Below are 13,952 nucleotides of genomic sequence, written 5' to 3'. Positions count from 1 at the left end.
TGCTGTACCTCTTTTTATTCCACAGTTAATGTTACCGTAGTAGAGGAACCGCGTTGACCGTTGTAATTTTCAAGTGAGAAGGTGAATTTGCTGATAAAATATGGTAAAATATTTTCATGGGACGTTTAGTTTAAAAGATAAAATGGATTAGGGAGATAAAAGATGGAAACCATGACGGGGGTTGAGCGTATACACAATATTCTCAAGCGCAAGCCGGTGGACCGCATTGGCGTATTTGAGCATTTTTGGGGCGATACGCTTAAAAAATGGCAAGAAGACGGATATATTGGACCAGACGAGAATTTGGTCGATCACTTTGGGTTTGATATGGAACTGTGCTGGCCGTTTAACCTTGTAGCGGATTTGGATTTCGTCCCGGAGGTAGTGGAGGAGACAGAAGAGACCATTTTAATTAGGGATGGAAATGGAGCCTTGCTTCGAAGGCACAAGCTCCATGACAGTACACCCGAGCATGTGGATTTTTTGGTCAAGGATCGTAAAACATGGGAGGAATACATAAAGCCATTGCTGACTCCTGACCCCAGACGTATTAATTTTGAGGCATATCGGAAGGCCAAGAGACATGCGCAGGAGCATAATCGCTTTTTTGCCTGGTCTGGCGTCAATGTGTTTGAGTGCATTCATCCGGTGTGTGGGCATGAACACATGCTTGTGGGCATGGCGCTTGACCCAGAGTGGGTAAAGGATATGGTTGATACCTATTCTACGCTTATTATTGAACTGCAGGAGATCCTTTTTTCTCGGGAAGGGTATCCCGACGGTATATGGTATTATGAGGATATGGGTTTTAAGCTCAAGCCTTTTATGTCACCGGCTATGTATAAAGAGATAATTCAGCCGGGGCATAAAAAGACAATCGAATATGCCAAAAGCCATAACCTACCTGTTATTATGCATTCATGTGGCTATGTGGAGCCTCTTGTACCCGGTATGATTGAAGCAGGTATTGATTGCCTGCAAGTAATTGAAGTAAAGGCCGGGATGGACTTGATCAAATTGTACAAAGATTACGGCGAGGTGCTTTCATTTATGGGAGGCATTGACGTAAGGGTGTTGTATACAAACGATAAAAAGCTTATAGATCAGGAACTCGAATCGAAGATCCCAATAGTAAAGGGTAAGTATGGATATGTGCTGCACAGCGATCATTCTATACCCAATACTGTCAATTATGAAACTTATCGTTATTTTGTTGAAAAGGGGCTGGAGCTGGGAACTTATTAATAAGGCTATAATGGGGTTATTGAACAACTCTGTATTCATTTTTATCTTTTAGAAGATTATGGACTACTGTATAAACTGTAGTCTGCTAGCCATCCTGTGATAAAAATTTTTTTAAAAATGGAGGCGTGTAAAATGCGTGTTTTAGTTCTTTGCGATGACCGCTGGCACCCAGCAAGTGTGGTTAAAAGGGGGCTTGACCCCCTTGCAGATGATGGTTTTGAATTCACGTATATAGAGAATATGGCCGATTGGACACCTGATATGATGAAACAGTTTCCGGTGGTAATACTTGCAAAGTCAAATAACTTCTCATCAACAGATACAACGGAATGGGCAACAGAAGAAGCTCAAAGCATTTTTGACGGCTATGTCCAAAATGGCGGCGGCCTTTTGGCCGTGCATTCGGGTACGGCAGGTTATAAGGAAGCGAGTATCCTTCGTAGTATATTGGGCGGAGTGTTTATACATCATCCTGAACAGTGTCAAGTTACGGTAGAAGTAAAAGGTGAGCATATAATTACCGATGGCTTTGTTCCTTTTACCTTAAAGGATGAGCACTATTTTATAGAGATTGATAATAACGATGATGTGCATGTCTTTTTAACCTCAACATCTCAACATGGGACGCAGCCTGCCGGCTGGGTGCGTACTCATGGCAAAGGAAAGGTGTGCGTATTGACGCCGGGGCATAACCTGGATGTATGGCTTCATCCGAGCTTTCAGTTGTTGCTGCGAAATTCACTCAATTGGCTGGCCAAGGTTTAAGGATGGGGGGGTGGGTAATATGGAGCCGACAGCCGTTATAACGGGCGCTGATCGCGGATTTGGATTTGCGCTGTGTGAAAAGCTTTTAGAAAAGGGATGGCGCGTATTTGCAGGCCAGTATATGCCAAGCTGGCCTCAACTTTCATCTTTAAGTAAAAAATATCCAGAAAAACTTCACATTATATCGCTTGATGTGTCATCGAATGAATCGGTAAAAGAGGCTGCTATACGAGTTTCTTCAATTACTAACTATGTTGATATGCTGGTAAACAATGCGGGAATTATTTCTCCTTATAACGAATTGGACATAAGAGAACATTTAAATTATGAAGATATGCACCGCATCTATGACGTGAATGCGCTGGGACCCATACGAATGGTAGAAGCGTTTTTGCCATTGATGGATAAGGGAAGGTTAAAGAGGCTCTGTTTTGTGTCCTCGGAAGCCGGCAGTATTGGAGCATGTACCCGAAAGGCGTGGTATGGCTATTGCATGTCTAAGGCCGCTCTTAATATGGCGGTGAAGATAACTTTTAATAGGTTAAGGCCGGAAGGTTATACCTTCAGGCTGTATCATCCTGGATGGATGCGTACGTATATGTCAGGGAAGAAAAATTATGAGGCTGATATGGAACCTGAAGAAGCGGCTGTATACGCTTTGCAATATTTTTTAAGTGGAACACCATATTCGGAAAGGGATATACATATAGATGAGGACCGCTTGGTTTTAATGGATTATAATCTGCGCGAATGGCCATGGTGATATCCGTAACATTGACAATTGATTGTTTTTATTAGTATAATTACAGTATAAAGCATGATAAATAAAAACAATTGTAACAAAATCTGTGTTAAAAATAACAGCGATTTTGTTACAAAAATTAAGGAAGTGATAAAGATTGAATGCTCAAAGACGGGAAATCATAAACGCGTATATACAGAATAAGGGTGAAGTTAAACTTAAAGAGCTGGAAAAGCTGTTCCCTGAAGTGTCCACCATGACATTGAGGCGCGACCTCAGCTACCTCGAATCCAAGGGGCAGATCGTTCGAGTACGGGGAGGGGCCAAATCCATCAATCTGTTCTCCAGCTTAAAGGAAGACATGTATAATTTAAGGGCCATGGAGAATGTGGACGCAAAGATGAAGATTGCTAAAAAGGCGTTGGCCTTTGTGGAACGAGGGCGTTCTTATTTCATTGATTCCGGTACTACCATGATGTGTTTGGCTAAAGTATTGCCCGATGAGGACCTCTCTATACTCACAAGCGGCCCCAACATTGCTTTGGAGATCATCAAGAACAACAACCCGTCGGTGACCTTGGTGGGGGGACAGCTCAGCCGTAACAATCTATCGACTTCCGGCGCCAATTCGCTCAACTTCATAAAGGATATAAACGTGGACATTGCGTTTATGGCCACATCAGGATTTTCCCTGGAATACGGCTTTACTTGCGGCGATTACAACGAATGCGAGCTAAAAAGGGCAATCATCAGAAAGGCGCGCAAGGTCATCCTTTTGATGGATGTCAGCAAGATCGATAAGAATATGCCCTTTACCTTTGCAACTTTAAAGGACATCGACGTGTTGATATGCGATAAACCTCTGCCCGAGGATATAGCGCAAGCCGCAGAACGATATGGCGTCGAGGTAAAGTGATATAAGCTTATTATCTGGCTTGCTGCATTGTGTACAGGGTTGTCCTAATACCGCCTGCTGGGGGAAGGACAACTTGAAGGGCGGATTACAAATACCCCAGCCGTCTGAACTGGTGTATTTGCACGGTTTGGATGAAGAAGGAGAAGAACTATGAAGACCAAGGCTGTGCGTCTTTATGGCAAAAATGACTTGAGGCTAGAGGAATTTGAGTTGCCACCTATAAAGGACGATGAAATACTGGCTCAGGTCATATCTGACAGCATATGCATGTCTTCATATAAGGCTGCCATCCAGGGTAAAGACCACAAGCGGGTTCCTGATGATGTTGACAAAAACCCCGTAATCATAGGCCATGAATTTTGCGGTATTATCCTGGAAGTGGGTAAGAAGTGGCAGCACAAATTTAAGCCCGGCCAGAAATTTTCTATACAGCCGGCGCTGAATTACAAAGGAAGCCTAGCGGCGCCTGGCTATTCATACAAGTATATCGGGGGCAGTGCAACCCATATCATCATCCCCAACGAGGTCATGGAGATGAACTGTTTGCTGGAATACAACGGTGAGGCATATTTTTACGGCTCGCTGGCTGAGCCCATGTCGTGTATCATCGGCGCATTTCATGCGAGCTACCATACAGTGCCCGGCAAATACGTGCACAACATGGGAATTGTGGAAGGCGGAAATATGGCAATACTGGCCGGAGCGGGTCCTATGGGTTTGGGGGCTATCGATTATGCCATACACAGAGATAAGAAGCCCAAGTTGCTGGTGGTAACCGATATCGACCAGGCAAGGCTTAAAAGGGCCAGCGAGATCATCACGGTGGAGGAAGCGGCGCGCAACGGCGTCACGCTGAAATATATAAACACCTCTGGAATGGATAATGTGGCAGAATATCTCATGTCGTTGACGGATGGCAGAGGATATGACGACGTGTTTGTCTTTGCGCCGGTTAAGTCTGTGGTCGAGATAGGGGATGCGATATTGGCAAGGGATGGCTGTTTGAATTTCTTCGCAGGGCCTACCGATCCGAATTTCTCAGCCGAGATCAACTTTTACAACGTCCACTATGCATCCACCCACGTGGTGGGTACCAGCGGCGGTAATACCGATGACATGATAGAAGCGCTGCAGATGATGGAGAAGGGACTTATAAACCCTGCAGCCATGATTACCCATATTGGAGGGCTAAATAGCGTGGTTGATACTACTTTGAACCTGCCCAAAATTCCAGGCGGTAAAAAGCTCATATACACCAACATCGAGCTTGAGCTGACCGCCATTTCTGATTTCAAAGAAAAGGGAAAGACCGATCCGCTGTTTGCCGAATTAGCCAAGATTGTGGAGGAAAACAATGGCCTGTGGTGTGCAGAGGCCGAGAAGTATCTCTTGGCCCACGCCAAGCCCATAAGCTGATGTGTATCGGCTGCTAAGACGTCAAATAGCGATTTTGCTGCAAAAACTTCATCTGTGGAATGTTCGCTTGGTAAACCAGCAGGTGAGTGGCAGTTCACGAATGTGAGAGTGCTAAACAAAAATAAAAAAGAAGATATTGCGCTGCTAAGGAGGCAATATCTTCTTTTTTTATCTCATCTCCTGTCCGCCGGTTACGTTGATGGCCTGACCTGTCATATAGCTGGCCTCATCCGAAGCCAGGAACACCAGCACGTTGGTCACGTCATCGTATGTACATGCTCTTCCCAGCGGCACCTGGCTTAGGTATTTCTGCCTTATTTCTTCTTTGGTAAGCCCCTGATTGCGTGCATACTGTTCATACAAGCTGTTGACCCACAGCGGTGAATCCAGCAAATTGCCGGGACATATGGCGTTGACTCTTATGTTATATGGTGCCAGCTCGAGAGCCAGGCTTTGCGTAAGGCCTATGCCTCCAAATTTGCTTGCAGCATAAGCCGAGTTCTTATAAGACCCCTTTTTGCCCGATTTGCTGTTTATCTGAATGATGTTGCCCTTTCTCTGTTTCATCATGATGGGTGCCACGGCTTTGGCACAATTGAAGTAGCCTATGAGATTCACATCTATAACTTTTTTCCATTCCTCGGTAGAGAATTCATCGATGCCCTTGGCGATGAGGATACCGGCATTGCTCACAAGCAAGTCGATCCTTCCGTATTTCTCTACAGTTATGCGCGCCATTTCTTCGCATTCCTCATACTTTGTGACATCCACTTTTAAGGCGATGGCGTCGTTGAGGTCGGCAGCTACCCTTTGTGCTGCTTCGAAGTTTATATCGGTTACAACCACTTTAGCGCCTTCTGCATCCAAGCGCCTAGCTATGGCTTCGCCTAAACCCTGGCCGGCTCCGGTTACAATGGCGATTTGATTTTCCAGCCGACGGCACTTGCGTTCCATACCCCATCATTCCTTTCTAATAAATTTAACATGAATATTACAAAATCCTAGTATTATTATACAATTCAAATGACAGTTAATCAACATTGAAAAAGCTTATTTTAAAAGCAAGCGTGAACTGTTGACAAGAAAAATCTGGTCTGTTAAAATGAAATTAAACCTGTTAATTTAGAAAATTGATGTTAAAAACATGTTATATTTGTTTTGAAAAATGTAAAATATAACATCGAAGTTAACACGATTTTTGTTAGATGTTTACCGGTAAATTCTAACGTTTAAGATAATCGTTTTGTCGGTGTATAAACTTTAAGTACAAATTTTCGACACGCTTTTAATTTTTTGCTCTTATCAATGAAGCATCAGACGGGTCAGCTCTTATTATAAGTGATGAAAGGTTATTATACCTGTGAAAAGTTAAAATAAAGAAGAGGGGAGATATAAGGATGGCTACGCCGGTAATCATGCCTCGGCAGGGGCAAACAGTTGAGAGCTGCATCATAACCAAGTGGCACAAGAAGAAGGGCGAGGCAGTAAAGGTAGGCGACCTGCTGTTCTCCTATGAGACCGATAAAGCTGCTTTTGATGAGGAGGCAAAGGTAGAGGGCACTCTGCTGGAGGTCTTCTTTGATGAGGGTGACGATGTGCCGGTCCTTGCCACCGTTTGCGTCATTGGCGAGGAGGGCGAGGACATCTCCGAGTTTATGCCTGGAAGAAAGGATGCTTCTACCGCAAAGGAAGTGGCGGCTGAAAGTCAAGAGCAACCAACCACAGAGAGCGGGAGCGAAATTGAAGTAAAGAGCGGCGATGTCGCACAGCAAGACGGTAGAGTGAAGATCAGCCCAAGGGCTCGCAACCTGGCCGAAAGATCGGGGGTGGATTACAGGGAAGCCGTTCCTACGGGGCCCTATGGCAGGATAATTGAAAGGGATATAAGGCAGCTTATAGAAAAAGGCCAATTGGTGACACATGCTGCCAGAGACGAATATCTCAGGGCAGAGGGGATGCGGATAGGCGGTACAGGAATAGGTGGACGGGTTACCACAGCTGATTTGCATAGCATGAAGAGAGAGGCGCATTACGAGGTGCCACAGCCTCCCGTTCAAGAGGCTAAAGCCGAAGAAGCCGACTTTGAAGAGGTTGAGCTCAGCAATATAAGGAAGGTCATTGCCAGGGCAATGCATCAGTCGCTGGCCAATACCGCGCAGCTCACCATACATACTTCGTTTGATGCTACCGAGATACTCGCTTTCAGAAAAAAGGTAAAGGAGCAGGGAGAACGCCTGGGGCTTGCAAACATTACGCTCAACGATATCATACTCTACGTGGTATCGAGGACGTTGCTCAACCACAAAGCGTTGAATGCCCATTTCTTGGATGATAGGATGCTTCTCTTCAACCATGTCCATCTGGGTGTTGCTGTGGATACCGAACGAGGGCTCATGGTGCCCACTGTTTATAATGCCGATACCAAGTCCCTGGATGAAATATCCCGGGAAGTGAAAGAGCTGGTGGAGGCCTGTAGGAAGGGCAGTATAAACCCTGATTATTTGAAGGGGGGAACCTTTACAGTTACCAACCTGGGATCTCTAGGCGTTGAGGCCTTTACCCCCATACTCAATCCGCCGCAGACGGGGATTCTAGGCGTGAATACGATAGTGCAGCGCGTCAAAGAAATGGATAGCAAAATAGTCATCTATCCGGCCATGGGCTTGTCACTGACGTTTGACCACAGGGCTGTCGATGGCGCTCCTGCCGCAAGGTTTTTGCAGGAGCTCAAGGCCAATTTGGAAAACTTCAGCATATTTCTGGCAAAATAAGCTGTAAGAAGGAAAGGTGAAAAGAAAATGGTTTATGACCTTATAGTAATAGGTGGAGGGCCCGCTGGTTACCTGGGAGCCGAAAGGGCGGGCCATGCAGGGCTTAAAACGCTTCTTATCGAGGAGAGGTTTCTGGGTGGCGTCTGCCTGAATGAAGGATGCATTCCCTCCAAGACGCTGCTTCACTCCGCTAAAATACGCGATTATGCAAGGTTTGGCGAAAAATACGGGGTTATTGCAAAGGATGTGGTTCTCGATCACGGGGTGGTCATAGCCCGGAAGAACAAGGTAGTGAAGACGCTGGTTGCGGGCATACGCTCCCGGCTCAAAGCCAACCATGTGGACGTGATGGAAGGTCATGCTTACATTGCAGGGAGGAGCGATACCGGCTATACCGTCAGAGTCAATGATGATACGTTCATTGGCAGGAGGCTGTTGATCGCCACGGGGTCTGTGCCTGTCATTCCACCTATACCGGGCGTCAAAGAAGGCCTGGAGAAAGGATACGTTCTTACCAACCGCGAGATACTTGATATATCTCAGGTGCCTGGCTCTTTAGTCATTGTGGGAGGCGGGATAATAGGTCTTGAGATGGCGTCATATTTCAACTCGGCCGGCAGCAAGGTGACCATCATCGAGATGCTGGACCACATTGGCGGCAATATCGATAGGGAAATTTCGCAAATTCTGCTTAAGAATTACCAAAAGAAGGGAATAGAGTTCAAGCTCAACTCAAAAGTGGTGGAGATACGTGATGGAGCTGTGGTTTATGAATGCGATGGCAAGAGGGAAGCTGTTGAGGCCGATAAGGTGTTGATGAGCGTAGGGCGAAGGCCGGCGGTGCAGGGCATAGGCCTAGAGAATATCGGCGTTGAGATTGAAAGGGGTGCCATAAAGACCGACGACAGGGGAAAGACCAACGTGCCGGAGGTGTACGCTGCTGGCGATGTCAACGGTCGCTATATGCTGGCGCACACGGCCTACAGAGAGGCCGAGGTTTGCGTAAACAACATGTTGGGCAAGCGGGATATAGTGCGCTATCACGCCATTCCCTCGGTCATATATACCAATCCCGAGGTTGCGTCGGTGGGCGAGACAGAGGAGAGCGCAAAGCAGAAGGGTATAGAGTTTGAAGTTGCAAAGGTCTCCATGCGCTACAGCGGCAGGTATGTGGCAGAAAACGAGGGAGGGGACGGCATATGCAAGGTGCTCATCCATAAAAAGTATAGGAATGTGATAGGCGTGCATATGATCGGCAATTATTCCTCCGAGATCATTTACGGCGCCGGCTTGATGATTGAGGCCGAAATGCGCGTAAAAGATATAAAGGAGCTGGTGTTCCCCCATCCGACTGTGTCGGAAGTTATAAGGGAATGCATCTTTCAATTTGAAGATTGAGAAGGGAGAGGTGGGTGTAGATGCCCAAACAGCTTTTTATAAATCCCCATGAGGTACGAAAAAGTGGGTGGGTTAAGTTTCAGGATATCCCTGTAAATCAGTACAACAAGACCATTGAAGAGGAAAAGGCTAACTATACCAACGAGGATTTCGTAAGGATTTACAGGGATATGGTCATAATCCGCGAGTTTGAGACCATGCTCTTGCTGGTTAAGACCACCGGCGAGTATAACGGCGTTCCTTATGATTATCCCGGGCCGGCACACCTGTCCATCGGTCAGGAGGCAGCGGCGGTAGGCCAGGCATATCATCTGGACAAGGACGATTTCATATTTGGTTCGCACAGGAGCCACGGCGAGATCATAGCCAAGGGGCTTTCTGCTATAGAGAAGATGTCCGACGATGAACTGATGGATATAATGAAAAAGTTCTGGGATGGTAGAGTACTCAAGGTTGTAGAGGAGAGTAAGAAAGATTACAAAAGCGTAAAAGAACTGGCCATGGATTTTCTGTTGTATGGCGCGCTGGCCGAAATTTTTGGACGCGAGACGGGATTTAACAAAGGTTTAGGCGGTTCTATGCACGCGTTTTTCACGCCCTTTGGGATTTATCCCAACAATGCCATAGTGGGAGGTTCGGCAGGGATCGCGGTTGGGGCGGCTCTATTTAAAAAGGTCAACCGCAAGAAGGGCATAGTGATAGCTAACATAGGTGATGGCGCTATGGGTTGCGGCCCGGTGTGGGAAGCCATGAACATGGCTGCCATGGACCAGTTTAAGTATCTGTGGGAGGAAGGCTACAGGGGAGGGCTGCCTATAATATTCAATTTCTTCAATAACCAGTACGGTATGGGTGGCCAGACATGCGGCGAGACCATGGGTTACCAGATACTGGCCAGAGTAGGTGCGGGTATCAATCCTGAACAAATGCACGCCGAGAGGGTGGATGGATATAACCCCCTGGCGGTCATAGATGCCATAAAAAGAAAGAAGCAGCTTTTGCTGGAAAACAAGGGGCCGGTCTTGCTGGACGTAGTGACTTATCGGTTCTGTGGACACTCTCCTTCAGATGCCTCCACCTACAGGACCAAGGAAGAGATAGACGCATGGATGCAGCATGATTCGATAGTGACGTACAGAAAGCAGCTTATTGATGCCGGTGTGGCCACCCAAGAACAGCTAGACGCTATTTTAAACGACGTGAAGGAGCGCATCGACAGGATATACAGGCTGGCCATAGATGAAAATAAATCGCCCAGGATGGATTTGGTATCAAATCCGGATGCTATAGCCAGTCTGATGTTTTCCAATCAAAGGATAGAAAAGATGGACGACAGGGAATGCGATGTTTTGATTCCCAAGGAGGAAAATCCCAGGCTGCAGCAGATAAAAAGAAAGGTCAGAGCGGGGATTCAGGACGGCAAACCTGTACCCAAAAATAAAGTATTTCAGCTTCGCGACGCTATATTTGAGGCTCTGCTGGATAAGTTTTATGTGGATCCCACGCTGATTGCATACGGTGAGGATAACCGTGACTGGGGCGGGGCCTTTGCCGTGTACCGGGGTCTGACCGAGGCTTTGCCTTATCATAGGTTGTTTAACGCGCCCATATCCGAAGCCGCCATCGTGGCCTCTGCGGTGGGATATGCCATGTGCGGAGGCAGGGTGGTGGTCGAGCTCATGTATGCCGATTTTATTGGGAGAGCAGGAGACGAGATATTCAATCAGCTGTCAAAGTGGCAGGCAATGAGCGCCGGTATTTTGAAGATGCCAGTGGTATTAAGGGTATCGGTAGGGTCCAAGTATGGAGCGCAGCACTCGCAGGATTGGACATCTCTGGTGGCCCATATACCCGGCCTTAAAGTGGTATTTCCTGCAACGCCGTATGATGCAAAAGGCCTTATGAACAGCGCTTTGATGGGAACTGACCCGGTAGTATTCTTCGAAAGCCAAAGAATATATGACATAGGCGAGATGTTCCATCCGGGAGGCGTACCCGAAGGATATTATGAAGTGCCCATAGGTGAGCCCGACATAAAGAAGGAAGGCAAGGATATCACTATTTTGACGGTAGGGGCCATGCTGTACAGGGCTCTGGAGGCAGCTAAAATTCTTGAGAGCAAGTACGGCATGTCTGCCGAGGTCATCGATGCGAGGAGCATCGTGCCTTTCAACTACGAAAAAGTGATTGAATCGGTTAAGAAGACCGGCAAGATAGTCATTACCGGCGATGCGTGCGAAAGGGCTTCTTATCTTAAAGACTTTGCACAGAATATTACCGAGCTGGCATTTGATTACCTGGATGCGCCTCCGGTGGTTGTGGGCTCCAGAAACTGGATTACGCCCGCCCATGAGCTGGAGAGGTTTTTCTTCCCGCAGCCTGACTGGATAATCGATGCCATCCACGAAAAGATAGTGCCGCTAAAGGGGCATGTGGTGCGCAATAACTTCACAGTCAATGAACAGCTGCGCAGGAATCGCCTGGGAGTCTAAAGCGCAAACTTGTATATTCCGGGAAATTTAAGCGAAGTGCGAACTTGTGTATTTGCCAGGATTTTGCTACAATGAATTTGTCATTCAAATGAAAGGCAAAGGAAGGGATAGCGTTGTTAAAAGATGCGTTGAGGGAATTAGAGACGATATCCAAACCGGTGGGCGTTCATCCTGACCTGGTGCAGGGCGGCGGTGGCAACACATCGGTCAAGATAGATCAGGAGCTCATGGCTATTAAGGCCTCGGGTTACAGGCTGGACCAGGTGACCGAAGATGACGGATTTGCTGTGTTGAATTACCGCAATATTGTGGAGTATTTCAAGACCGCCCAGATAACACCGGATGTAGACTATGAAGAAGCAGGAGCCGAACTTGTGAAACAAAATACCATTAAGCTGGAGGGGTATAAGGCTTTAAGGCCATCGGTGGAAGCCGGCTTCCACTCGATACTTAAAAAATACGTCATTCATACTCATCCCGTGTATGCGAATATGCTGTGCTGCGCAAAAGAGGGAGAAGGGTTTGTAGAAAAGATTTTTAAGGCAAATGGCCTGCATTGCGTCTGGATCCCCTACACCATGCCTGGGTTTCATTTGACCTTGAGCATAAAGCGGACCATCGACTGCTATATGGATGAGCACGGCGTATTTCCGCAGGTTGTATTCATGCAAAACCACGGCTTAATTGTGACCTCGGATGATGTCCAGGAATGCATAAGGCTTAATTCCACGGTAAATGACATGATAAAGGATTATTTCAATATTTCTGCACCTTATCCCGCGATAAGGTTGGAGAAGGTGAACGATTCAGAGTTTATCAGCAGGACGGACTTTGTTCAGGATTTTATCAAAGCCAATCCCGTAAACATGGATTTTTTCAAGAAAGTGCTGTATCCGGATCAAATAGTCTATCTCGGCGATGAGCAGATAGCCATAGACCGGACCGACAGCAAGATCAATATAGATACCTGTACCGGGAAAGTGGTGTACAAGGCCAGATATGCTGAAGCCAGGACCATTGAGGAGACTTTGACCGCTTATCTGTATGTTGTATACCATATACGGAAGAACGGACTTGAGCTTAATCCCATGACGGATGAGGACATCGATAGGATAAAGAACTGGGGAGCCGAGAAATACAGAAAGAAGATGGTGAGCGAGGCAGAATGAAAAGGGGCTTTGAAGCCCCTAATTTTTTATTTACAGGTTCAGATTTTTGTGTCTTGCATAGGAGCGTTTTGGAATCGGGTGATGAGGCATGTGTGCTAATCTTTTTTATTTTAGCGATGAAACTTCTTTGACATTGATGGAAACCATGCTTTTAGTGGGCAGCCATTTGGGTACCTGGTATATGGCCACATAAAATACCACGGCAAGCAAAATGCTCCACATTACATCCTTTATGGAGTGCTGCTTAATTAAAACGGTGGAAGCGCTTATGGTAAGCATGCATATGAGCGATGCCAGCTTCATCCACCTTTTCTTTCTAAATTCAGGGCAGTTGACCAAAGCCACGTGCACCGCTATTGAGTTGAAAACGTGAATGCTGGGAGCGACATTAGTAGGGGTATCGGTAGCGTATATATGCTTTATGATTCTTGAAAATACGTCGTTTTCGGTGATCGTCGGCCTCAAATTCTGTCCGTTGGGGAATATGAGATATAAGATATAACACAGATACATCCCGCCAAACATGTAAATGCACAGCCGATAAAAGTCCTTTTTGGAGACCAATCCCAGATACAAAAATCCGATACCCATGTATATGAACCAGAAGAGGTAAGGTACTACAAAATATTTGACAAAAGGTATGTAGTTATCAAGCGGCGAATACATGAAGTATTTCGGCTGTACAGTGCGTTCGCAGTATTGAAACCATATTTGGGCAAATCCGTAAAGCGATACCAGCGCAAAGTGCTTGTATTTCAACAGTAGTGCTTTTATTTCGTGCTTTTTCAACCTTTTGTATTGCATCATTTGTAAATCACCCTCGCTTTTTGTCAAAATAATGCCTTATTAAACCCTCCTTTAAGATTATACTCTAAAATTTATACTGTAGATCTTAAGATTCTATTAAGATTTGTCCTTGTTCAAAAAAAGATTGTACTCTGTGTGATTTTCTGTTAAAATTTAATCATCCTCATTGACTTAACCTCAAGGTATTGCTAAACTAAGTTTTTAACATACAATTTTTAGAATTACTGGAAT

Annotated in this window: 11 protein-coding genes; 9 read left to right on the top strand and 2 right to left on the bottom strand. The window is 46.1% G+C overall.

Features of this window, described 5'->3' with window-relative positions:
* Positions 1–162: 162 nt before the first annotated feature.
* The 5 genes from BM241_RS01185 (at position 163) to BM241_RS01165 (ending at position 5,084) form a co-directional block, all read left to right on the top strand.
* The gene (locus BM241_RS01185; RefSeq protein WP_025746931.1) at positions 163–1,245 is read left to right on the top strand and encodes a uroporphyrinogen decarboxylase family protein; all 1,083 of its coding nucleotides are present in this window, start codon (positions 163–165) and stop codon (positions 1,243–1,245) included.
* A 132-nt stretch (positions 1,246–1,377) separates the two neighbouring features.
* A complete protein-coding gene (locus BM241_RS01180; RefSeq protein WP_025746930.1) occupies positions 1,378–2,010 on the top strand; it encodes a ThuA domain-containing protein in 633 nt (210 codons plus the stop codon).
* 19 nt (positions 2,011–2,029) lie between these two features.
* Complete coding sequence (locus tag BM241_RS01175) at positions 2,030–2,773, top strand: SDR family oxidoreductase (protein WP_025746929.1); 744 nt, start codon at positions 2,030–2,032, stop codon at positions 2,771–2,773.
* Positions 2,774–2,909: 136 nt separating this feature from the next.
* Entirely contained in the window at positions 2,910–3,668 is a 759-nt protein-coding gene (locus tag BM241_RS01170) for a DeoR/GlpR family DNA-binding transcription regulator (RefSeq protein ID WP_025746928.1), read from the top strand.
* A gap of 150 nt (positions 3,669–3,818) precedes the next feature.
* Positions 3,819–5,084, top strand: coding sequence for a zinc-binding dehydrogenase (locus BM241_RS01165; RefSeq protein ID WP_025746927.1), 1,266 nt, complete (start codon positions 3,819–3,821; stop codon positions 5,082–5,084).
* A gap of 168 nt (positions 5,085–5,252) precedes the next feature.
* Here the strand turns inward: BM241_RS01165 and srlD are convergent, their stop codons facing one another.
* Positions 5,253–6,038, bottom strand: coding sequence for a sorbitol-6-phosphate dehydrogenase (srlD, locus tag BM241_RS01160; RefSeq protein WP_092281853.1), 786 nt, complete (start codon positions 6,036–6,038; stop codon positions 5,253–5,255).
* A 443-nt stretch (positions 6,039–6,481) separates the two neighbouring features.
* On the opposite strand from srlD, the gene BM241_RS01155 reads away from it, so the two are divergent.
* The 4 genes from BM241_RS01155 (at position 6,482) to BM241_RS01140 (ending at position 12,914) form a co-directional block, all read left to right on the top strand.
* Entirely contained in the window at positions 6,482–7,855 is a 1,374-nt protein-coding gene (locus BM241_RS01155; RefSeq protein WP_092281852.1) for a dihydrolipoamide acetyltransferase family protein, read from the top strand.
* A gap of 27 nt (positions 7,856–7,882) precedes the next feature.
* Positions 7,883–9,253 (top strand): dihydrolipoyl dehydrogenase, encoded by a 1,371-nt coding sequence (gene lpdA, locus BM241_RS01150; RefSeq protein ID WP_092281851.1) that lies wholly within the window; start codon positions 7,883–7,885, stop codon positions 9,251–9,253.
* A 20-nt stretch (positions 9,254–9,273) separates the two neighbouring features.
* The gene (locus tag BM241_RS01145) at positions 9,274–11,745 is read left to right on the top strand and encodes an alpha-ketoacid dehydrogenase subunit alpha/beta (protein ID WP_092281850.1); all 2,472 of its coding nucleotides are present in this window, start codon (positions 9,274–9,276) and stop codon (positions 11,743–11,745) included.
* A 113-nt stretch (positions 11,746–11,858) separates the two neighbouring features.
* A complete protein-coding gene (locus BM241_RS01140) occupies positions 11,859–12,914 on the top strand; it encodes a class II aldolase/adducin family protein (protein ID WP_092281849.1) in 1,056 nt (351 codons plus the stop codon).
* Positions 12,915–13,019: 105 nt separating this feature from the next.
* On the opposite strand, the gene BM241_RS01135 is transcribed toward BM241_RS01140, so the two are convergent.
* Positions 13,020–13,721, bottom strand: a complete 702-nt coding sequence (locus tag BM241_RS01135; protein ID WP_143094031.1) for a phosphatase PAP2 family protein — start codon at positions 13,719–13,721, stop codon at positions 13,020–13,022.
* Between the last annotated feature and the right edge of the window lie 231 nt (positions 13,722–13,952).

Origin of the sequence: Caldicoprobacter faecalis, from assembly GCF_900115765.1 — a bacterium.
GTDB classification, from domain to species: Bacteria; Bacillota; Clostridia; order Caldicoprobacterales; family Caldicoprobacteraceae; genus Caldicoprobacter; species Caldicoprobacter oshimai.
The sequence above is the reverse complement of the archived record's forward strand: the minus strand, read 5'-3'. Positions and strand labels throughout refer to the sequence as shown.

Excerpts from the sequence above, each read along its gene's own strand:
- BM241_RS01185 (WP_025746931.1), top strand. The coding sequence starts at position 163 with ATGGAAACCATGACGGGGGTTGAGCGTATACACAATATTCTCAAGCGC.
- BM241_RS01180 (WP_025746930.1), top strand. The coding sequence starts at position 1,378 with ATGCGTGTTTTAGTTCTTTGCGATGACCGCTGGCACCCAGCAAGTGTG.
- BM241_RS01175 (WP_025746929.1), top strand. The coding sequence starts at position 2,030 with ATGGAGCCGACAGCCGTTATAACGGGCGCTGATCGCGGATTTGGATTT.
- BM241_RS01165 (WP_025746927.1), top strand. The coding sequence starts at position 3,819 with ATGAAGACCAAGGCTGTGCGTCTTTATGGCAAAAATGACTTGAGGCTA.
- srlD (WP_092281853.1), bottom strand. The coding sequence starts at position 6,038 with ATGGAACGCAAGTGCCGTCGGCTGGAAAATCAAATCGCCATTGTAACC.
- BM241_RS01155 (WP_092281852.1), top strand. The coding sequence starts at position 6,482 with ATGGCTACGCCGGTAATCATGCCTCGGCAGGGGCAAACAGTTGAGAGC.
- lpdA (WP_092281851.1), top strand. The coding sequence starts at position 7,883 with ATGGTTTATGACCTTATAGTAATAGGTGGAGGGCCCGCTGGTTACCTG.
- BM241_RS01145 (WP_092281850.1), top strand. The coding sequence starts at position 9,274 with ATGCCCAAACAGCTTTTTATAAATCCCCATGAGGTACGAAAAAGTGGG.
- BM241_RS01135 (WP_143094031.1), bottom strand. The coding sequence starts at position 13,721 with ATGATGCAATACAAAAGGTTGAAAAAGCACGAAATAAAAGCACTACTG.